A 21,957-nucleotide genomic window follows, 5' to 3' on the forward strand; every position below is an offset into this window, starting at 1 on the left:
CGAGTTCCGGTTGCCTTGTTGCTGTTAGGAGTGATTGATTTCGGTTATTTCGCTGCCGGTCAAGAGCGTCGATGGTTTTCGCTTTCGCATGCTGTCGCCTTCGAGCGTTATGCGGTGCGCATTGTGAACGATACGGTCCAGGATCGCATCGGCTAAAGTGACCTCTCCGATCATATCGTGCCAGGCGGCCACAGGAAGTTGAGCCGTGATCAGCGTCGATTTCCGCCGGTATCGCTCCTCGAAGATTTCGAGCAGATCGAGGTGCTGCCTGTCGCTCAGCGTATGCGTTCCCCAATCGTCGAGGATCAGCAGCTGGACGCGAGCGAGTTTATCGATAAGGCGCGGGAAGCGTCCGTCGAGCCTTGCAAGTGCGAGATCCTCGAAGAGCCGTGGCATGCGAACGTAGAGCACGGAATAGTCCAGACGGGCCGCCTGTCGTCCGAAGGCGCAGGCAATCCATGTCTTTCCGGTGCCCGTTTGGCCTGTCAGAATCAAGTTCTCGTTTGCCTTCAGCCATGCCCCCTGCGCCAAGGATAAGACGTTCCGGCGATCAAGGCCGTGGTGAGTGCTAAAATCGATGTCTTCGATCGAGGCATTGGCAAAACGCAGCTTTGCTGTTGCCAACCGATTGGTCAGCCGTTTGTCTGTTCTCAGTGCGATCTCGCGGTCGAGCATCAGGCCGAGCCGCTCGTCAAAGCTGAGGTCGTTTCCATGGACCTGCTCGGCAAGCTCGCGATAGGCCGCGACCATTCCGGCAAGGCCGAGCGTGTGCATTTGATCAAGGGTTGGATGTGTCAGCATCTGGGTGTTTTCCTTTCTCATTGATAGTAGGTTTTACCGCGGATATTGCCGTGCGGCGGTGCCGGCTTGACGGCCTCGCTCACGGGCGCAGCTTGGTCGAGACCAGATTTGAGAATGTTGGCGACGACGAATAGCTCATTGCATTGATGGTCAAGGCACGCTCGCACGCCATTTCCAGGCGATCGGATTTGTAGCGTCGCGCCAAGGAAAGGACGCCCTGCGCGGATCGATAGCCTTGTTCCGGATGCGGGCGGTCACTCAGCAGACGCTCGATAAATATCGCCGTATTGCTCCCGACTTTTGCCGCTTCCTTGCGCAACGTGTGAGGCGTCGTGTTTGCATAGCGCTGGTGGGACTTCGGCATATGCTCATTGACGGTAATATGGCCCGAGCGCTGCGAGCTTCTGATGTGGCTGGCGATCCGCTTATGGTCAAAGAAGATCTCGACCGCCCGGTAGGTCAGTCTCACATGGACCCGCCTGCCGATCAGACCGTGCGGCACGGAGTAGAAGGTCTTGTCGACCTCGACATGATAGTCGGGATGGACCTTGGCGACTTTCCATTCTGCATATTCAAACGGTGTTGCCGGCAGTGGCTTGAGCTGGGTGCGTTCGATCTCATCAAACAACGCACGGCGGGATTTGCCATAACGGCGCATGGTCCGGCCGTTGAGGTCTTCGATCAAACTGCTGATCCGGATATTGAGATCAGCAAGGTTGAAGAAGCGTTCGTTTCGAAGCCTGGCCAGCACCCACCTCTCGACGATTAAAACTGAACCTTCGGCGGATGGCTTATCCCGAGGACGTTTTGGCCGCGCTGGCAGGATGGTCGTATCGTAGTGCTCGGCGAAGGCGGCGAAGGTCGCATTTAACGTCGGCTCGAACCAAAGAGCCTTGGCAACCGCGGATTTGAGATTGTCGCAGTTTTGTGTCCAACGCCATTATGTGGCGAACGGAGTTAAAACCCGCATTTGCGAGCCTTATCGTTGCACTAGTGGCAACATAACGGAGCGCTGATGGCATGGTGATCTCGTTGTTTCCTTAGGAGATTGTCATGCTGGAGAAGTACTACATCCGCCCTTCTACTATCGATCGCATTCAGGAGTCGTGGATCGCCTCCACAGTCGAACAATACGTCGGCTGGATGGCAGAACGCCGCTATACGGATCGCAGCGTGTCTCGCCGGATTCCCATTGTGGTGAGTTTCGGCGAGTTCGCAAAAGCTCAGGGAGCCCGCGAAGTTGAGAACCTACCTGATCACGTCGAGCCATTCGTGCAAGCGTGGATTGGTGAGCATGCTCGACGACGCTCGCGCCGGCGACGCAAGCAGATCGGCAATGAAGTACGCAATCCCATCCGCCAGATGCTGAAGCTGGCGGTCTCCGGCTACATTGGTCGGGGTCGTTCCCATAAGCCGGACAACCCGTTCGAGCGTCAGGCGCCGGGGTTGTTGAAGTACCTGGCCGAAGAGAAGGGGCTTCGTCAGAGTTCGATTTACCAGTACCAGTTTAGTTTGCGTCAGTTCGCAACCTATCTTGAGCGCATCGGCATCGACGACCTCGCAAAGCTGTCGCCAACCGTGCTCAGCGGGTTCATTGCCGAATATGCTCCGCCACGAGTTTCCTGGTCGACGGTGCGCAATGCATGCGGGGTGCTACGGGTCTTTCTGCGCTACCTCCATCGTGAGGGAGCTCTGGCCAAGGATCTCAGTTCGCTTGTCGAGTTTCCGCAGTCGTACCGGCACGCTGGTGTTCCGCGATCGACCAGTTGGGAACAGGTCGAGCAAGTGCTGGCAGGTATCGACAGACGGTCCACCTCCGGCAAGCGCGACTTCGTAATGATGATGCTGCTCGCAACCTATGGACTGCGGGCTGCGGAGGTCGCCACGCTCACGCTTGACGCCCGACTCTGCACTCTCCGCGACGACCCGAGCCCTTCTCCACCGGCATCCAGTTGCGCCGTCGCCGCCGGCCGGTGAACCCCTCGATCCGGCGATGGCGACCCTCTTCATGCCCTTGATGACTGTCTTGATGACTGGCATCAGCCTCGTCCCACTCGATGCGCCTGCGCTCCTCGCAAATCAGGCGGCAAATCTCGCCAGTGCATAGCTCAGGCAAGATGGGGTTGCTCGTGACGCTCACGTTCAAACTCGCCTCCCTGCCTCCGCCGCAATATTAAACGCAGTTTGAAGGTTATCGCTATGGCTGGAGCGGCGAACACCCTTGGCGCTGACATCTTTCCGCCCTTTGCCGTGGATGCCGAACAGATCAAACAAAAGCAACGCAAAATCCCCCGCGCACAGGTCTCATGAGGCTCAAAAACATATCGTAGATGAATTAATGGCGCTAACTGTGCATTTGACATGAATGGGCCACTCAACGAAGTTCGGACACTGCCGGAGAGAGGAATGTGACAATTATGACCTTGAAAATAGCTATAGGTGGGATCGAACACGAGACAAATACCTTTTGCGCCGACAATGTGCCGCTTTCGGATTTCAACATAGAGCACGGCCAGTCAATTATCGCCGCACACCGGGGCGTGCGCGATTACGTTGGCGGTATGCTGGATGCAGCGGAGGCTCTGAGCGCGACAGTGGTCCCGACAATTCTTGCGGTCGCGACTCCTGCAGGCGCCATATGCGAAAGCGCCTATACGAGAATGGTTGACGATTTGATCGCCGGTATCGAGCGGGCACTGCCACTCGACGCCGTGGCATTGGCACTTCACGGCGCTGGGATCGCAGAAGGGATAGGTAACATCGAGGTCGACATCTGCCGAAGAGTCCGGCACGTCGTCGGATCAAACGTCAAGATCGTGATAACCCTTGATCTGCACGGGAATCTTAACCCACAACTCGCTGAATTCATTGATGCTGCTTTTGGTGTTCATTACCATCCCCATATCGATGAGTTTGAAAGAGGTCAGGACGCCGTCAACATTCTCCCTAAGTTAGTCGACGGCAGCGTTAAACCAAAAATTCATATTGAAAAGCTGCCGTTCTTGATGGTCACAGCGACTACCATGAATGGTTGGGCTGCGGATATAAGTTCCCTTTGCCGATCGATTGAGGAAGATCCGGATATCATTACCTGCACCTTTTTTCACGGGTTTGTGTGGGCGGATTCCCCTGACACAGGCCCATCTGTGCTGGTCGTAGCTAACCGAGATACCGACAAGGCAAAAGACGCCGCACGGCGTGTCGCGCGCTTTGTCTGGGACAGGCGAAACGAGATTCGGCCAAAAGCACTCTCACCCGAGGAGGCAATCAAATCCGCTCTCCAGTCTGAAGAGTGGCCGGTCGTCCTGGTGGATGGCGCCGACTGTTCCGGCGCCGGTTGTCCGGCAGACGGAACTTACCTCCTGCGTGCGATGCTAGAGGCGAAATTACACGACGCTTGTTTTGCAGTAATTTGTGACCCGGCAGTTGTCGGGCAAGCCCATGAAGCTGGTGTTGGCACAACCATAGACATTGAACTCGGTGGTAAATCCGATCAGTTGCATGGCCCACCAATTGCCGGGAAAGCTTACGTCAAAGCTCTGACTGACGGCCAGTTTCTGATCCAGCAGCCGATGGGAAAAGGAGGCCGTGTTTCAGTCGGCCGAACCGCAAGGTTGCAAATCAATGGTATCGACGTCGTCGTCGTGTCCAAAAGATACCAACCACTCGATCCTGAGATATTCTTGTCGCATGGTATAGACGTCTCTCGGGCCCGGATTATCGGCCTAAAATCTCTAAACCATTGGCGCGCAGGGTTTGCCGGCGTTGTCAAACACGATTACTTGGCTGACAGTCCTGGCCTGATGAGCCAAGATATCACGCGCTTCTCTTACAAGTTAGTGCCAAGGCCTGTTTGGCCGTTGGACAAAGAGGCAGCGTACTAAGCTCCCGTCAATTGCAAGATCGCAGCCCCGGCGGGAAAGCCGATAGCGGCAAATTTTGCGGCAACCGCGCTTTGGTTAACCGGGACTGTTTGCTTTTGCCAATGCTGCACAGTTCATCAGGAGCGCAAGGAAAAAACTATCGATGGCCGCGGATTGCTTTGGACGCAAAATCATCGGCGCATTACTTGATGTCCACATACAAAAGAGAGGGAATAAACCATGAAAAATACGACTATCACTTTTGCCTTCAATGCGGCGCTCCTGCTATCAGGGTTAACCTATGCCGCGCAAGCGGAGGACATACCTGAAAACCTGAAGGGGACCGGGGAAGTTGTTATTGCAACGTACGGCGGGACCTGGGAAGCGGCTCAAAAGAAAGCATACTTTGATCCGTTTACCCGCGATACCGGCATAAACGTTGTGACTGTCACCAGCGATGGAGCGAAGCTGATGGCTTCTGTAAAGCTCGGCACCGCCCCCGACACCGACATCAACTCCCTTAGCGGTAGTGAGGTAGCGAGCTGGATTAAGATAGGTGGGCTTGAGAAGATCGATTACAGCTTCTTCGCTGAAAAGACCTTGGCCGGCATACCTGATGAACTGAAGAAGGAGTATGGAATTGGCGCTGTGATCTTCTCCACAGCAGTCGCTTACAACAAGGACAAATTCCCCGAGGAGAGCAAGCGCCCGAAGAACTGGCTAGACTTTTACAATGTCGAAGGCTTTCCAGGAAAGCGAGCTCTTCCAAGTTGCAGCAGGCTTACCTCCGACGCCCTGCTCGAAGGGGCGCTTATGGGCAGCGGCGTATCGCCAAAAGAGCTTTATCCGCTCGACCTAGATCGCGCTTTCGCAGCAATCAAGAAGTTGGCGCCCAATGTCGGACGTTGGACAACCTCAGCCGCTGATGCCCCTCAGAGCCTCATAGACGGCGAAGTTGAGATGGCCCAAGCCGCCAATGGCCGAATCTACGCTGCGGCAAAACAAGGCGCGCCACTTGCTTTTTCTTGGGACCAGTCCGTGCTTGAATATGATGTGTGGGGGGTCTTGAAAAATGCGCCCAACAAGGAAAACGCCTTCAAGTTCTTGGCTTATATTTCCCGCCCTGAACCGCAGGCAGCCTTTGCGGAGGCGATCTCTTATGGCCCGGTAAACAAGGACGCGTTCAAGCTTCTTCCACAAGAGGTAGCCGCGAATCTCCCCGGCGCACCGGGAATCGTGGAGAAGCAGATTTTCCAGGATTACGATTGGTGGAACAAAGCGACGCCGGACGGCCGTACGAATCTAGAGGTGGCTCAGGAACGGTGCGTCGCGGAGCTTTCTCACTGATCTGCGCGCCGCTGCGGGACAACGTGTGCCCGCAGCGGCAATTTGGCTTAGGTTGGGGGAGCGGCCAGACCAGCGCACGGCGAGCGAATGGACATAATCGTCTGTTGCGTTTCGAAAGAACCCGCTTCGGCGGTCAACCGAGCAAAGGCTGGCTGGGTCGGCATCGGAGGAGAAAGATCATATGACTCAGGCGGTTATGACAAATAAGATCGGGAATTCGGACGTCGGTTTAGCCAGGGGACAAGATTACATGAAAGGACTGCTGGCAAATCGCTGGATCCGTGGGGGCATCGTTGCCGGACCGCTCGTCATCCTTCTGATTGGGTTTCTTGTCATTCCGATCTCGGCAATCGCATGGGATAGCGTCGAAGGTTCCAAACTGAACTTTACGCCCTACACGTACCTATTCTCCGATGAGACCAACCTCAAGATCCTGCTCTACACGCTGAAAATTGGGCTGATCGTCACCGTTCTGTCATTAGTGGCTGCGTACCCCGTTGCGTATTTACTGACGAAGACCGGACCGGGCGGATCGTTGATTGTAACCATCCTCCTACTCATCCCGCTATTCACAGCTTTTCTTATTCGCACCTATGCTTGGCTGGTAATTCTTGGGCGAGAAGGCATCATCAACAATACGCTCATCTGGTTTGGCGTCATCCGTGAGCCCCTGCAACTTCTTTATACGACATTCGCGGTTGTCATCGGCATGACACATGTGCTCCTGCCGCTGGCCATCTTTACGATGTTCTCGTCGATGGTACGAATCGAGCACGACTTCACGCGTTCGGCTCAGATCCTTGGTGCGAAACCTGTACAGGCATTCCTACGGATCTATCTCCCAATGTCGCTTCCCGGCGTGTTTGCTGCTGGTGTCCTGATCTTCATTGGTTCGATCGGCTTCTACATAACGCCGGCCATCCTCGGCGGACCGCATGCCACCATGATATCGCAGCTGATTGTCACTCAGATGACGACTCTGCTGAATTTCGAACTCAGCAATGCGACGTCAATCGTGCTCCTTGTCATCACGTTCGCAATCCTTTTCCTTGCAAGCCTCATCATTCCCATCGAGTCGATATGGTCTTCCTCGATCGCAGAACTGTCGAACCGGCCGTCTGGCGCGAGGTCCCGTGCCTTAAAGCGCGCGAAACGGATTTTGGAGCCACTCCTGGTTGCTGTCGAAACTCTGGTTCATGCGACCACCAAGCCGCTTTTGACCCGCAAATCGCGCTGGCTTTGGGTTTATACGATCGTCGTTCTCGTGTTTCTTTCAGCGCCTTTGATCGTCGTGGTCGTGCTTTCTTTCAGTTCGTCTCCGTTTGTCGTATTTCCCCCTCCGGGGTTTTCCCTGCAATGGTGGGAGAGGTTGGCGAACGCCACGGACTGGCATAATTCCTTTTTCTTCTCCGTAAAGCTCGCTCTCACGACCTCGTTCCTTGGGACAATTGTCGGCACGATGGGCGCCTTTTGGCTGGTCCGCGCAACTCTGCCCCTCAAGAGGCTGCTTTTCCTCTTTTCGCTGTCGCCGCTCATGGTGCCTGTCGTCGTCATAGCAACGTCACTGTACGTCTTCGAGGCGCGCATCCATTTACTTGGAAGCTTCGCTGGCCTGGTGATTGGACATGTTCTTTTGTCAGTGCCCTACGTAATCGTGGTCATGGCCGCCGCCTTGCGTGGTTTCGACCAGTCGCTCGAGAGGGCCGCGGCCGTTCATGGCGCGCGCCCCATCCAGGTGCTTCGCCTGGTAACGTTGCCGATCCTCAAACCGGCCATAGTCGTTTCGAGCCTTCTCGCCTTCCTGACGTCGTTCGATGAACTGCTCGTCGGCATCTTCCTCCTGGGGCGGCAGACGCAGACGCTGCAGATCAAGTTCTGGTCTGATATTCAAATGCAGGTGAACCCGCTTCTCAGTGCAGCTTCCACCTTCATGGTCGCGCTCGTCATTGTAGGAATTGTGACCGCTCAGTGGATCAGATTACGCACTGAAAAGAGAACCGCGACAAGCGCGGGCAAATAGACAAACGGAGGCGATTATGTCGACCAGCCTTGAGATGAAGAATGTCCAGAAGTGGTATGGCGCGCTCCACGTGCTGCACGACTTCGATCTCTACATTCAGCCAGGCGAATTCTTGACCTTTCTCGGGCCCTCTGGTTCGGGCAAGACTACGGCGTTGAAAATGATCGCTGGCTTCGAAATGCTGAGTTCCGGCGACATATTGCTCGGTCCGCGCTCGATCGCGGACATGCCTCCGTATGAGCGTGGAATCGGCATGGTGTTCCAGAACTATGCCCTATTTCCACACATGACGGTGGCTGAGAACGTTGCTTTTCCCCTCACGGTTCGCAAGGTGACTCGATCAGAGACCGAGAGAAAAGTCTTGCGCGCTTTGCAGTTGGTTAAAATGGTCGAGTACCGCGACCGCTACCCTAATCAGCTTTCCGGCGGACAGCAGCAGCGCATTGCGCTTGCACGTGCCATTGTCTTCGACCCGAGCGTCCTGCTGATGGATGAACCGCTCGGTGCTCTCGACCGAAAACTGCGCGAATACATGAAAATCGAGATCATGCGCATCCAGAAGGAGCTGAATATGACGGTCGTCTTCGTCACTCACGATCAGGACGAAGCGCTCACCATGTCCGATCGGGTTGCCGTTATCAACGAAGGCAGGCTGATGCAGGTCGCCGACAGCAAGAACCTCTACTATAATCCACGGGACCGCTTCGTCGCCTCCTTCGTCGGCGAGTCCAACCTTCTCCCCTGCCGTGTTGATCGTATCGAGAAGGGCGCGGGCAAGGTGATCATCGGCGACCGAACCGCAGGCGTCGCTCGCCTGTCCGGGCAATCGGGGGGCGAGGCGGGATGGCTTTTTGTCCGGCCGGAGCATGTTGATATCAGCCCACGCGGTGGAACGTCCAATGCACAGAATGTCCTTGAAGGGGTCGTCGAAGATGTACTGTTTCTGGGCGAGATGACGCGCTATGCGGTTCGCTGCGAAAATGAAATCATTACGGTCAAGCAGCAGAATAGGGGGCAGACCGAATTTGCGGGTGGAGAGCCAGTCACCGTCTCATGGAAGGCGAACGACTGTATCGTGTTGAATTGAATCGTGGCTTTTTTGGGAAATGCGACAATCATGAGCTTGTCGCTCTTGGCGGCATTGAACACGAAACCAACACCTATCACGTGGGTGATGCGCAGCTTTCTGATTTCAATGTCGTCCGCGGCCAGTCACGCATTGATGGTCATCAGGGCTGCGTACATACCGGGGCGCTATGCTGGACGCAGCTATGAGAGACTGTAGGACAATGATCGTCCCACCATCAAAGCGTCTGACTGTCCTCGGCACTAGGTTTCTGCAGCAGCTGCGGAATCCGCTCCCATTCCTCGTCAGTGAGATCGGTCGGATAACTTTGCCTTCCGCTCGATCTGGGCCATCCGGCCTCGCGTCTTGTGCCCACATATATCGCGTGAATCACAATTCGACCGCAGGTGGATTCAAGCGGACTCTTAGGCGGCAGGGGGAGCCACACATGACAAAATCATTTGATTTTGGAAATGAACCTCACCAGGACGAGCTTTCAAGCTTGGTTGCAAAAGAGGTCCAGCGCGTTCTGGCTCAGCACGAAGAGGTTATAAAGGAAAGGAGTTCAATCTCATCGCATATGGGGACTGGCAATATCACTGCGGCCGATTCACTTTATGCAACTCGCCCACAAGGGATTCATGACGATTTGACCGCCTTGGCCTCCGAATTTGTTCGGAGGCTCGCCCGTGAGGCGAATTCGCTCACGGCACGAACTGAGGTCGCGCATGGGTGCGCAGTAAAAGTGCGGGATCAGCAAAGCGATTGCCTGCGCATTGAAGACTGGGCGGGTCAGGTTGCAGGGCCCACATATCTGGAAGAACACTTCCACATACCGCGATCGACATTGCATTGGTGGCAACGGCACAACGACGTGGTCGCATTGCGGAAGGGCGCGCGCAAGCATGTGTTCCCCTTGGCTCAGTTCATCGACGGCAGGCCTGCGCCGGGGATACGACAAGTGCTCTCCTTGATCCCCAATCCCAGACCGGCATGGCTTTGGCTGACCTCGCCTTCACCGCGGCTGGATGGCCGAATTCCCATAGAAATGCTCAGACAAGATCTGGCTGCAGAAGTCATCTTGGCCGCACGAGATTATTCCTCGACGTGAAGCCCAACTGAGGAAGGCAATTGCAAAATCAGTGCGCCGGCAATCGGTTGGTCGCTATGAGCCTGTGAAAGCCCTATTGAGGGTCGCACGCCCACTACGCTCTGGCTAATGTATTTTGCAATATTGTGCGAACTGTCCAGCATGTGTTGTTTGTATAGTTTGCACGAATTGTACAGTATATGTATTCGATTTTCGTGACATAATCGCAACGTTGTTTTATATATCTCTGATTCGCTCGCCGTATATCTTGCGTTATTTAATATCGCGGATATCGTCAAACTGCGAAGAAGCAGCGCGACGCGCATCTTTTTCGATCGTGGGGAATGGGGAGGGGATGCAGTCCTTCAGCAATGACACCCTGGCCCTTTTTTTAATCCTTTGAGTGGAGATCAAAATGAACATCAAGAGCCTTCTTCTCGGCTCCGCTGCGGCCTTGGCCGCGGTCACCGGCGCACGCGCGGCTGATGCCGTTACTGTCGCCGAGCCGGAACCAGCTGAGTACGTCAAGATTTGCGACGTCTATGGCGCCGGCTATTTCTACATCCCTGGCACCGAAACCTGCCTGCGCATCGGTGGCTATGTCCGATGGGATGCTTCGGCTGGCCAAGAAGGTTCGTTCGACGAGCGTCGTGCTGTCGACCATGAGGACGGCAGTATCAACGATACCTGGCACAAGAAGGCCCGCCTCTCGCTGAGGACCTGGACTGGTCAGGAAACAGAGCTCGGCACCTTGAAGACCTACACTGACTTCCGCTTCAACTATTCCGACGGCAGTAACAGCAGTTCGCTGAACTATGCCTGGATTCAACTCGGCGGGCTGCGTGTCGGCAAGGACGATTCGGCCTTCGATTCGTTCATCGGTTACGCCGGCAACGTCATCAACGATACGCTGGTTCCCTATGGTGATTTCGACTCTAACGTCGTGCAGTACTATTTCGATGCCGGCAACGGCTTCTCGGCCGTGGTCTCGCTCGAAGAAGGCTCTGGCACGGTCGGTACGATCGACAGCTACGTTCCGCATGTCGTCGGCGGCGTGAAGTACACGCAGGGTTGGGGCGCCGTCACCGGCGTCGTTGCTTATGACAGCAACTACGAAGAGGTGGCCGGCAAGGTTCGCTTGGACGTGACTGCGACCGAGGCGCTGGCGCTGTTCATCATGGCCGGCTACGGCACTGACGACAATCTCAACGACCCGACCTATGCGATCCCCGCCGGCGACCGCGGCTTCTACAAGCAGTGGGGCGGCAACTGGGCAGTCTGGGGTGGCGCCACCTACACCTTAAACGAGAAGACCGCGTTCAACCTCCAGGTGTCGTATGATGAAGCCAAAGAGTTTGGCCTTGCGGCGAACGTCGCCTACAAGATCGTCCCGGGTCTCACGATCACGGCCGAAGTTGACTGGGCTCATAACGACCACGACAGCAACGGTTACAACTGGACCGGCATCCCTGTTGGCAAGAGCAATGCTGTCGGCGGTATCCTCCGCTTCCAGCGCTCGTTCTGATGGAGCGAAGCATTGACCCATAGCGCCCGTCGCATACGACTGGGTGCTAGACTCGCTCCTCCAGCCGGTGTTGGCTAAGCGGCTTACCCAAAAAGGGTTCATCGGCGGCTCCTCCCAAAGTGCTTAGGTCCGCACCTCCGGGATCGAAGCCTGCCGCCGATGCGAAGGGCGCCTTTGGCCAAGACGTCGCGCGGCAACCCCATGACCGGGCACATCCAGTCTTGCGGATCCGGGAACCGCGGCCCGGTGACCGCCGCTGTTACGAAGCTATCCAGCGCCGAGACGGTCCGCACCAGCGGACGGGTGTTGGTCTTGACGGCCATCCAGGCCTCCAGCCGTCCGACAGCCCCATGTCATCGATCGCGCTCACTGGTGCACCTTTGGGCTGGCGGGTGCGAAGCGATCAAGTGGCGTAGCATCCGCTAGCCCGAGCCTCTGCCGTGACGGCCAATCACGCTTGCCGGTTGACTGCCCGCATGAGATCCGCCGCGCGGCAGGTGCCGTGAGGCCGCGACGGACCACAGGGTGAAGCGCCAGTGCTGGCCAGCCAGAGCGCCTGTCAGTGAGCGATCCGTACGATCTCCCAGCTCGGGTGAGTTTATCGCAATCCGAGGAGATCAGCATATGCCATTTCACGCAGGTTTGGACTGGGGCGGCGTAAGCCATGCCCTGTGCGTTATTGACGGCGTCGGCCAGGTCATCGTCCGTCTCGATGTCCGCCACGATGCTGCTGGGTTGGCCGACATGGTAGCCCGGCTCAAGCGCGTGGCGGCGCCGGCCGAACTGCCTATCGCCATCGAGCGACCATCCGGTCTGATCGTCGATACCTTGGTCGAGGCCGGGTATCCCGTGATCCCGATCCATCCAAACGTCGTCAAGGCCTGCAGGCCGCGCTACCGCGCCGCCGGGGGCAAAAGCGATCCAGGCGAGGCCTTCATGTTGGACGATGGTAGGATCGCCGGGCTGACAGGTGAGCGCGGCCGCGCCGCGGAGGATACACCAGCGCGTATCTTTCAGGCGGGTACATGCGCCTGCTATGTTGTTTTCAAAATTCTCCGATTCTGGACCGATTTTCCATCGCGCCCTACGGGCTCTGCGAAGGTCGGAAAATATTATGTATATTTGACGTAACGAACGCGAAACATATCACAATTATTTGCCACAACATGTTGATCGTATGAAGATAATTTAACATAGAAAAGTTATCGTGATAGTTGACTCAAAATGTTCTTCCATGAATTCTGGAGTTCAGGGAGACACGGCAGGACGCAATATTTTTCCTCGATGCCTACCTAGCTGTCGTCAACTACTCGGAAAATTTTTAGACGGTGTGAGGAGAGCAGAGATATGACAGACGTTGCCCAGATCAGGATGAGACTAAAACTCAGCCAACAATGCACCTTTCCGGCGCATATCAAAGAATTTGGGTTGGATTTGATTGTGAACGAAGCGGTATTTTCACCACTAGAATTCCAGAATTGGCGTTGGCTTACTGATAATTTTCCTCCTGTCGCCGGGAAAAGCATCCTGGAAATCGGCTGCGGCTTCGGCCTGCCAGGACTGTACCTCGCCAAGCTCGGCGCACTTTCGTTGCTTGCTTGTGATATCAACCCGAAGGCGGTGGCGAACACATTAGAAAATGCTGCAAGAAACGGCATCCAGAACGCCGAGGTGATCGAAAGCGACATTTTCAATGATATTCCCCTCAATCGAAAATTCGATTTTATATTTTGGAACTACCCGTCGATCTTTGCGCCCGACGATTACGAGTATAAGGATAATCTCGAACCAGGAGCTATCGATCCGGGTTATAGATTGCTCAGCCGGTTCCTATCGCAAGGGACAGAATTCCTCACAGAGTCGGGCTGCATCCTCCTAGGTTTCTCCAGCGGTGCGCGCGACGATCTTCTCTCGGAAATCATAGATGCAAACGATCTCGCCTCCGTGCTTCTCGCGTCCGGTACCGCCCCTAAGGGGAACCAAATCTACCGGATGTTCTCCATACGCAAATCTTCGGCGGGACACCCAGGTCGATCTGAAGAAGCGGATAGGCGACGAGCGCCTTCATCCTGTTGAGGAGCCGCGTCTTTCAGCACGACTGCCGCCCCGATCACATCGCCATTGGCTGGGCAACGTGCGATGCCAGCGACCGACGGTCTTCGACCGACATTATTGTCTGAAACCCAACAGTGGGCATGAGACAGAGCAGCCATCAAGCTATCATGCTGACAAAAACGTCTTCTGGCATTGGCATAGAATATGCGTGATCAGCAGCAGGCGATTTGCGTTTCAGAGACGAGTTACCCTGAATCGCGGTTGCCACTCAGCAAAACTCAAAACCGGACATGTGGAATTCATCATTGTGAGGGACGACAGCATCGACCGAAAGTCATGATTGATGTCGATACAATTGTGGATTCCGAGGTTATCCGGCCGGGTATTCCAACTTGAAGCCGGCTACCAGTCCGGAATGAAGCCGGCCAGGATTCCGATCAATATCCGGCCACTTTAACGAGGCTAAATTTAGAGAGAACACATCTGGGTCAGCAACTTTGGCATGACGGTCCTTTTGAACAAGGGGCGCGTGATGCCGGCAAAGAGAAGGCTGACCATGAGACACTTATGACAAATGCTGCGGCTTGCCGGTGACGGAACGAGCGCCCGCGAGATTGCACAGAGACTGGGAATAGCGCGCAGCACCGTGCAGGATAATCTGAAGCGGGCGGCCGCGGCGGAGTTGAGCTGGCCGCTGCCGGGCGACCTGACCGACGATACGCTGGAGAACCGGCTGTTTGCCAGGGCGGGAGTGAAGCAGGGCCTGCGCCGGCTTCCCGAGCCGAACTGGGCGCAACAGGCGCTGGAACTGAAGAAGCCGGGCATCACGCTGATGATCCTGTGGGAGGAGTATCGTGCGGTCCATCCCGGAGGCTACGGCTATAGCCGTTATGTTGCGGCCAAATTTATGTTGCGGCTGCACCAGGAGTGCGGTGGGACAAGCTTGCGCGGGACTGTCAGGAATTCCGTGTGCGGGCGGGCGGTTGAACATCACGCCGCCATGGCCTTGATGAAGCGCTCGCCGAAGATGACGGCGAATTGGGCTTTGGCTATGGTCCACTCACGAGGTGGCATTTTCCACTCTTTTTCCGATCGGTTCAAGATCAGATAGAGCAGCTTGGTGGCAGCATCATCGCTGGGGAAATGGCCCCTGGCCCTGACAACCCGCCTGAGCTTCGAGTTCAACGCCTCTATTGAGTTCGTGGTGTAAATGATCCGACGGACGTCGTCAGGGAACGCGAAGAATGTAATGACCTCGCCCCAGGCACGCCGCCTGCCAAGCCGCAATACTTCTGAGCGGCGGCAATGGCGCGCTCGGGGCCGGAAGTAGCGGATATCTTCCGCTGCTACGGCGAAGCCTATCGCGCACAGCATGATGGCATGATGCGTCGCTGTCGACCGCCCAGCACCGCGTCATGACGGCGATCGAACTGTGCCGGACCGCCGCGCTCGGCGGGCACGTCGAAGCGTGCGATCAATGCGGCCACCGGCGCATTGCCTTCAACAGCTGCCGCGACAGGCATTGCCCCCGCTGCCAATCGCTCGCCCGTGCGAAATCGCTGGAGGATCGTCGCGCCGAGCTTCTCGACACACAGTACTTTCATGTCGTCTTCACGCTGCCGGCGAAACCGTCATGTGGGGCGATGATCTGAAAGGCCCATTGCCGCCATTGCCTATCAGAACAAGGCACTCGTCTACGGCCTGCTCTTCCGCGCCACCGCCGAGACCTTGCGCATCATCGCCGCCGATCCCAAGCATCTCGGCGCCGAAATCGGTTTCTTCGCCGTGCTGCACACCTGGGGGCAAAATCTGCTGCACCATCCCCATCTGCACTGCGTCGTCCCGGGTGGCGGGTTCTCGCCGGACGGCACGCGATGGATCGCCTGCAAACCGGGCTTCTTCTTGCCGGTCCGGGTGCTCTCACGCCTGTTTCGGCGATTGTTTCTGGAGCACCTGGAGAAAGCCTTCGACGCCGGCCTTTTGAAGGTCTTCTCTGACTTGCAGGCGTTGCGCGAGCGCGATGCCTTCCGGCGCACTTTGGCACCGCTTCGAAAGGTCGACTGCCGAGTAGGTGGGGGCGTTACTGCCCCCACCCCTCACAGACCCGGACCTGCAGTTTTCCCGCATCCGGTTCCTCATGGTAGAGTTTCGCTCACGGTGGCAAACGAATGAAGAATCCTGGCTGGCGGCAGCGGATGGCGTTTCAGGATTTCGTTAAGGCGGATCCATCGGAACACGCTTTGACGATCTCGCCGAGATAGCCATTTCTGCCATATCCTCACGACCTGGTGGGCGAACCATCGCAATCGCCGAGCATTTCCCCCGACGCCATAATAGGCGAAGTGGCCCCGCATCATGGACGAGAGATGGCGATGCTGATCGCGGATCGACCAGTTCCGGTGTTTCCGGCACCAGTCACTTACCGCAGCCAGCGCACGAGCAAAACGGCCCTTGGCCGTGACTTGCATCACCATGTCCTTGCCTCTGCGCGACCGTCCCCACACATGGGTCAGGCCGAGAAAGTCGAAGTTGGTGCCATCCGTCTCCGGATGCCGTGTGCTCTCCGTCCTTCGCGGGCGAAAGTCGACGAGACGCGTCTTGTCGGGGTGGAGCGTAAGCCCGAACCGTCCAAGACGTTTGTCCAGCACTGCCAGGACACGCTGGGCGTCGACGATGTTGTCGAACGCCATGAGCGCATCGTCAGCGTAGCGGGCAATGGTACAGCCCCCACGGAGCCGCGGCCGCACCTCGGTCTCGAACCATTCGTCCAGCACGTGGTGCAGGAAGATATTCGAGAGGCAGGGCGAGACCACGCCTCCTTGCGGGGATCCTTCGGCCGTTCGGCGCAGAAGACCGTCTTCGACGGCTCCTGCGTTCAGCCATTTACCGATCATCCGTCGGATGACGCCGTCCGTGACTCTCTGGTCGAGGAACGCCCGGAGGTGAGAGTGCGGAATCGAGTCGAAGTACTTCTGTATGTCGAGATCGATCACCCAATAGAGCCGCTTTGCCCACAGCACGTTCTGCATATTGCGGAGCGCCTGATGGGCCGAGCGGCCCGGTCGGAACCCATACGAGCAGGGGCAGAAATCCTCCTCATAGACGGTCTCCAGCACCATCGTAATGGCGCGTTGCGCCACCTTGTCCTCGAAGGTCGGAATGCCGAGCATCCTTTGCGACCCATCCGCCTTGGGTATATAGGCCCGCCGGACCGGCGGCGCACGATATCGGCCGGACTTGATGCGCTCCAGGAGGTCCAGAAGTCTGGTCTCCAGGTTCACCTCATAGTCCGCCGCCGTGACGCCGTCGATGCCAGGGGCACCATCCTTGCGGGTCAGCCGGTAGGCCTCCTTCATCCAGTCCAGATCGATGACACGGTGGAGCGAGCACAGCGCCACACCCCGTTTCGTCCTCGCCAGTTCGGCTATCCGTTGTCGGTTCGTAGACAGGTTTGTGGGGTTCAGAGCCCCCTCCCATGTTTCAGGTCAACGGTTCTCTATACATGACGCCTCCCTTCGCTCCGTCGGGTCCCGGTGAGCCCAGTTCCCCGTCTTCACCGCTACTATGAAGACGCTACGACTTCCCGCTCACGCATACCTGCTCCCTTATAGTTTCGGTCACAGGCCCCACATGCGCGTCCACAAGCGAAGTACGCCGGAACAGGGACCGCCGGTTGACCATGGGTCCAGACTCGATGAGCGCCCTCCACGCTCATCGGGAGCGCCTCGGCGAGCACGAACATGGGAGGCCGACGATGCTGCCCCCGGGCTACCCACGCCGAAGGCCTCCGCATGCACATAATCTCGAGGCTGACACATGTGTGGCGCGACAATTTGGACGGGAAGCGCGACGATCAGGATGAAGAGTCAGGTGGTCGCGATTTGGTGAAGATGGACTGTGGATCAGTGAGTTGCAATGGGTATTTTCGTCATTGTCGCGGCGCGTCAATGCGGCCGGCTTTTAGATTGTCGCGGAGCGTCAATCTGGATGAGAGATGTTTGTCGCGGGCCGCAGTGATCGCAGCAGAAAGCCGGCCTCCGTTTGACGGAGGCCGGCCTTGATTTTCGCGACACTCTATACTGATGTTTGTTTGTCGCGGCGCGTCAATCAGCGAGGGCTGAGGCCAGCGTTGCCGTGGCGCCATCGCTGTTTTCCGTCAGGCGGGATATTGCAGTTTTGCGCCTGAAGCTCTCGACGTTCATCTCGAAGATGGTGGCGTGATGAACCAGTCTGTCAATGGCGGCCAAAGTCATGGCTTTATCTGGAAAGACCTTGTCCCATTCCCCAAAGGGCTGATTTGCGGTGATGAGAAGCGAGCGGCGCTCGTATCTTGCGCTGATCAGTTCGAAGAGCACACTGGTTTCAGCCTGATCCTTGGTCACATATGCCATGTCGTCGAGCACCAGCAGATGATACTTGTCGAGCTTTGCGATCGCCCCTTCGAGATCGAGATTGAGTCGCGCGGCTTGCAGTTTCTGAACAAGGTCGCTGGTCCGTGCAAACAGCACACGCCAACCATTCTCGATCGACCCGGCGCCGATGGCGGCCGCCAGATGCGATTTACCGCCACCCGGTCCGCCAAACAGCATCAGATTGGCACCGTTCTTCAACCAGACATCACCGGCGACCAATGCCATGACCCGGGCCTTGGAGACCATGGGCACAGCCGTGAAGTCGAAGGCATCGAGGGTTTTGCCTGGAGGAAGACGCGCTTCGGTGAGGTGACGCTGCATACGCCGCGTTTCGCGTTCGGCGACCTCGAACTCAGCAAGCGCCGCCAGCAGCCGGGAAGCTGGCCAGCCTTCGGTGTCAGCCCGCTCGGTGAAGGTGTGCCAGGCCCTGGAGATGCCCGGCAGGCGCAGATCGGTGAGCATCAGGGACAAGCGTGCGGTATCGACAGGATCGTTGGGTCTCATGCCGCGGCCTCCACGCGGCTGCCGATAAGCCTGTCGTAATCGACCAGTTTACCCAGATTGACGGATTGACGCTGACCTGCGGGACACAGGCCGGGTTCGGCGCGAACCGGGCGCGCATGCCGTCAAGCGTCGGCAAGGTTCCCGCATCGAGCTCGCCCTGGATGGCGTGGGCGAGTGCGGCCTCGACATTGCGTTCATGGGCCAGGCTCAGCAGTTCCACCGTCAGGCGGCAGGCATCGCGTTCCGGCAGCCTCTCCATGGCGGCATTGTAGAGATTGCGATAGGCATCCCTGGGGAAGAGCTGATCGCGATAGCCGAGTCTGGGCAAAGCTCCCGGCTTCTGGCGCAGGGAATGAATGACGTGACGGTAGTTCACGACATGCTGGGTGGGGCCGAGCTGGCCTCTGACGCGCGGCAGCTTCATCAGGGACGTGCCGCCGAGGAACAGTTCGATATGCTCCTTGAAGAGCCGTGCGCGCAGCCGATGTCCGATCAGCCGTGAAGGAACGGTGTAGAAGACCCGGCGAAGGGTAAACCCTCCACTGCTGGTGACGTAGACGATCTCGTCTTCGCCTTCGGGCTGGCGCTTGCGCGGCAGCGCCAGCAGGCTTTCGCGCTCAATGGCGATCTCCCTGCCCGACGGGCATTGCGCTGGCCGACAACCTCGTCGATGAAGGCGGCAAAACTGGTGACGTCCGCAAAGTCACGCGTTCCGCGCAGGAGAAGAGCATCCTCCAGTTCCCGCTTCAGATCGCCATGGGATCCTTCGACCGCGCCGTTCTCGTGGGCGACGCCGCGCGATTGTTGCGGCTGGCCTTCATGCCGTAATGGGCGCAAAGCGCTTCATACCGATCTGTCATATCCTGTGCGGTATCGGCATTGAGATTGCGGAATGCAGCCGAAAGACTGTCCGTGCGGTGATCGCGCGGCGCGCCGCCGAGAGACCAAAGGGCGTTCTGCAAACCACTTGTCAGTGCAGAAAAACTCTCGCCGCCTTCGACAATCTCGGCATGCTCGAATCCACTGTATGCAAGTCGGAAGTGATAGAGCAGGTAATCGAAGGTCACGCCGGCGATCGTGACCTTGAGGTGCGGTGCGTGGGTAAAATCCGACAGCCCCATGCGTCCCGGCTCGTGAACCTGCCGGAATATGACCTCCTGATCTCCTCCATGGATCGCGCGCCATGCGCGGATCCGGCGCTCGAGTGTGCGGCGAATACCAGAACCGAGCTCGGGATGACGCTTGCAAAGCTCACGAAGAATGCCGACAGGGCGCAAGCCGGGAGCGCTTTGCAGCATGGGAACCACCTCTTCGGTGAATATCCCTTCCAATGGATCAGGCCGACGTCGTTCGTGTTTGGCCTTCTTCTCGCTTGGTGGACGGGGGTCTGCTTCGATCCGATAACCAGTGGATGGGCTGAAACCTGATTTGGCGGCCGCGACAGGGACACTGTGCTTCTGGCGATTTTGCATATAGAGCCTCGATTGTTGATCCGTGATGTGACTGCCGGACATTCATTCTTCCTTTGAGCGGGAAGAAGAAATGCACCCGACACATCGCGATCACCAGACGGCGTGAACCCCTTTGTGGGTTCGCGCCGTCGCCAGGAACGTCCCTCCAGTCGGGCTACGCCCTCCCTCCGTGACGTCCCTGGCGACGCTCCCATCCTGATTGACGCTGTTCCCAGGTTGATTGCCGCGCCGCACACATGGCTTCAGCATCCGCTGTTTACGCTTCACGAGCGGCGTTGCCGTCGCCCATGCAAGACTCGCTTCCGGCTGGCGGGCTGCGCCTTTGCCGGGAGGGGGTCGAACCCTCTGGATCGCTTCGAAAGGTGTCAGGATCTACATTCCATTCTCCTTTCCAGGGCTTAGCCTGTCGCAAGGGTCGTCTACGCCAAGCCGCCATTTGCCGGCCCCGAACAGGTCCTCGATTACGTCGGCCGCTACACGCACCGCGTCGCCATCTCCAACAACCGGCTCGTCGATATCGAGGATGGCGCGGTGCGTTTCCGCTGGAAGGATTATCGGCCCGGCGATCGGCAAAAAGTCATAACCGTCTCCGCCGATGAGTTAATTCGTCGCTTCCTGCCACACGTCCTGCACGAGGGCTTTCATCGCATCCGCTACTACGGCTTCCTCGGCAATCGCTATCGCGCGCAAAAGCTCGCCCGCTGTCGCGACCTGCTCGGCATGCCGGTTCCCGAGCCGGCGGATAGCCGATCCGCAAAGGACTATCGCGACCGCTACGAGGACCTCACCGGGCATTCCCTCAGGCAATGCCCCGCCTGTCGTCAAGGCCAGATGATCATCATCGAAACATTCGACTGGGTCACCGGACATTCGCCATACCAGGACACGTCATGAAGCAGGGACGTCGCCTTCCTTGTCATCACATCGCGCCGGCCAGCTCGGAAGCCAAACTGAGCCGGTCCTGCAAGAGTGTGCGTCGTCACCACCGGCAAGCTGTCCAGGCAGGCCGCGGCGCCGATCCTCACATGCCGGAACCGATATCCGTGCCGCTTTCGAAATATGCCACGCCTTCAATTGCCGCGACCGCACCGTCATGCGATGCCTGTTCATGGCTGCGGCCCCAATTGAAAACCCATAGCGGCCACCCGTGCCGGCGGCTTATACCAAGTCTCTTGAGCCCTGACTCATGAAGGGCTTTCCAAAATGGCTGGTGTCTGATTCATTGATCGCGAACCCAAGGAGGTTGGCGATGGCAGCGGCAGTGAAGCTTCGAGATGGTTATACGGCGTCGGCGATGCGGGCACTGGCCCGGTCGAGCGATAATGCGAACCAGGTTCGCCGGGTTGCTGACGTTGGCGATGATTTACGAGGGCAGCACGCGCTGCGAGGCGGCGCGGGTTGGCGGCGTAGGTCTTCAGACGGTTCGCGACTGGGTGCTGCGCTTCAACGCCTCTGGCCCTAACGGCCTGATCGACGGGGTGTCTCCTGGTGGCGTGCCCCTGCTGGATGATGCGCAGCCGTTGGGCGAGGCGCGGAACGCGACCATCAGCCCCAAAGGATCAGCGCACCACGTCGGCCTACATCTACGGCGTGATCTGTCCGGCCGAAGGGCGGACGACTTTCAGCCTATTGCCAGATTTCTTCCCTGCCCGCCTCCCTGGGCTGCTTGCAACGATCGAGCGCGCCATAATAAATGACTGGGCCAAACATCCTAATGCAAGACGCAAGCGACGGGCACGCATAGCTCAGGCAAATTTCTGTCAAAAAGCAGGACTCCTATACATGAGCTCTTTACACCCCAC

At 57.5% G+C, this 21,957-nt stretch carries 14 protein-coding genes and 6 pseudogenes; 14 read left to right on the forward strand and 6 right to left on the reverse strand.

The genetic code is table 11. The features are described 5' to 3' along the window. Positions 1-24 precede the first annotated feature (24 nt). Positions 25-801, reverse strand: a complete 777-nt coding sequence (istB, locus tag NLY37_RS28670) for an IS21-like element helper ATPase IstB (protein ID WP_031246690.1) — start codon at positions 799-801, stop codon at positions 25-27. Between the two features lie 17 nt (positions 802-818). Further along, positions 819-1,723, reverse strand: a pseudogene (locus tag NLY37_RS28675) (Mu transposase domain-containing protein); the annotation flags it as partial. 131 nt (positions 1,724-1,854) lie between these two features. On the opposite strand from NLY37_RS28675, the gene NLY37_RS28680 reads away from it, so the two are divergent. The 11 genes and pseudogenes from NLY37_RS28680 to NLY37_RS28730 form a co-directional block, all read left to right on the forward strand. Next, complete coding sequence (locus NLY37_RS28680; protein ID WP_023743410.1) at positions 1,855-2,778, forward strand: tyrosine-type recombinase/integrase; 924 nt, start codon at positions 1,855-1,857, stop codon at positions 2,776-2,778. 440 nt (positions 2,779-3,218) lie between these two features. Continuing rightward, positions 3,219-4,685: a M81 family metallopeptidase gene (locus tag NLY37_RS28685; protein ID WP_023743412.1), complete on the forward strand. Its 1,467-nt coding sequence runs from the start codon at positions 3,219-3,221 to the stop codon at positions 4,683-4,685. Between the two features lie 219 nt (positions 4,686-4,904). Next, on the forward strand, positions 4,905-6,011 hold the full coding sequence (locus NLY37_RS28690) for an ABC transporter substrate-binding protein (protein ID WP_023743413.1): 1,107 nt from the start codon (positions 4,905-4,907) through the stop codon (positions 6,009-6,011). Positions 6,012-6,261: 250 nt separating this feature from the next. Further along, positions 6,262-8,031 carry an ABC transporter permease subunit gene (locus NLY37_RS28695; protein ID WP_084559065.1) on the forward strand — a complete coding sequence of 590 codons (1,770 nt, stop codon included), beginning with the start codon at positions 6,262-6,264 and terminating at the stop codon, positions 8,029-8,031. 16 nt (positions 8,032-8,047) lie between these two features. Further along, a complete protein-coding gene (locus NLY37_RS28700; protein WP_031246696.1) occupies positions 8,048-9,118 on the forward strand; it encodes an ABC transporter ATP-binding protein in 1,071 nt (356 codons plus the stop codon). Beyond that, positions 9,085-9,306, forward strand: coding sequence for a hypothetical protein (locus tag NLY37_RS28705; RefSeq protein WP_156933997.1), 222 nt, complete (start codon positions 9,085-9,087; stop codon positions 9,304-9,306). Before NLY37_RS28700 ends, NLY37_RS28705 begins: the two co-directional genes overlap by 34 nt. A gap of 239 nt (positions 9,307-9,545) precedes the next feature. Continuing rightward, the gene (locus tag NLY37_RS28710) at positions 9,546-10,208 is read left to right on the forward strand and encodes an antitoxin Xre/MbcA/ParS-like domain-containing protein (RefSeq protein ID WP_084559064.1); all 663 of its coding nucleotides are present in this window, start codon (positions 9,546-9,548) and stop codon (positions 10,206-10,208) included. Between the two features lie 394 nt (positions 10,209-10,602). Next, the gene (locus tag NLY37_RS28715; RefSeq protein WP_031246698.1) at positions 10,603-11,712 is read left to right on the forward strand and encodes a porin; all 1,110 of its coding nucleotides are present in this window, start codon (positions 10,603-10,605) and stop codon (positions 11,710-11,712) included. A 624-nt stretch (positions 11,713-12,336) separates the two neighbouring features. Beyond that, complete coding sequence (locus NLY37_RS28720) at positions 12,337-12,843, forward strand: IS110 family transposase (RefSeq protein ID WP_245271033.1); 507 nt, start codon at positions 12,337-12,339, stop codon at positions 12,841-12,843. Positions 12,844-13,059: 216 nt separating this feature from the next. Beyond that, a complete protein-coding gene (locus NLY37_RS28725) occupies positions 13,060-13,788 on the forward strand; it encodes a methyltransferase (RefSeq protein ID WP_023743418.1) in 729 nt (242 codons plus the stop codon). Between the two features lie 553 nt (positions 13,789-14,341). Continuing rightward, positions 14,342-14,422, forward strand: a pseudogene (locus NLY37_RS28730) (helix-turn-helix domain-containing protein); the annotation flags it as partial. Between the two features lie 335 nt (positions 14,423-14,757). On the opposite strand, the pseudogene NLY37_RS28735 reads toward NLY37_RS28730, so the two are convergent. After that, positions 14,758-15,039, reverse strand: a pseudogene (locus NLY37_RS28735) (transposase); the annotation flags it as partial. Positions 15,040-15,072: 33 nt separating this feature from the next. Between NLY37_RS28735 and NLY37_RS28740 the strand changes: the two are divergent. Continuing rightward, a pseudogene (locus NLY37_RS28740) lies at positions 15,073-15,822 on the forward strand (IS91 family transposase); the annotation flags it as partial. 80 nt (positions 15,823-15,902) lie between these two features. Here the strand turns inward: NLY37_RS28740 and ltrA are convergent. From ltrA to istA, 3 genes and pseudogenes are all read right to left on the reverse strand, one after another. Continuing rightward, the gene (ltrA, locus tag NLY37_RS28745; RefSeq protein ID WP_023743424.1) at positions 15,903-17,123 is read right to left on the reverse strand and encodes a group II intron reverse transcriptase/maturase; all 1,221 of its coding nucleotides are present in this window, start codon (positions 17,121-17,123) and stop codon (positions 15,903-15,905) included. Between the two features lie 747 nt (positions 17,124-17,870). Further along, complete coding sequence (gene istB / locus NLY37_RS28750) at positions 17,871-18,683, reverse strand: IS21-like element ISRm9 family helper ATPase IstB (protein WP_023743425.1); 813 nt, start codon at positions 18,681-18,683, stop codon at positions 17,871-17,873. After that, positions 18,680-20,197, reverse strand: a pseudogene (gene istA, locus NLY37_RS28755) (IS21 family transposase). Before istA ends, istB (NLY37_RS28750) begins: the two are co-directional and overlap by 4 nt. A 372-nt stretch (positions 20,198-20,569) precedes the next feature. Here istA and NLY37_RS28760 point away from each other — a divergent pair. Both NLY37_RS28760 and NLY37_RS28765 read left to right on the forward strand, forming a co-directional pair. Next, positions 20,570-21,049: pseudogene (locus NLY37_RS28760) on the forward strand (IS91 family transposase); the annotation flags it as partial. Positions 21,050-21,513: 464 nt separating this feature from the next. Next, a complete protein-coding gene (locus NLY37_RS28765) occupies positions 21,514-21,852 on the forward strand; it encodes a helix-turn-helix domain-containing protein (protein ID WP_502882117.1) in 339 nt (112 codons plus the stop codon). The last annotated feature ends 105 nt before the right edge of the window (positions 21,853-21,957 follow it).

Source organism: Mesorhizobium sp. C395A, assembly GCF_030323205.1.
GTDB lineage: Bacteria > Pseudomonadota > Alphaproteobacteria > Rhizobiales > Rhizobiaceae > Mesorhizobium.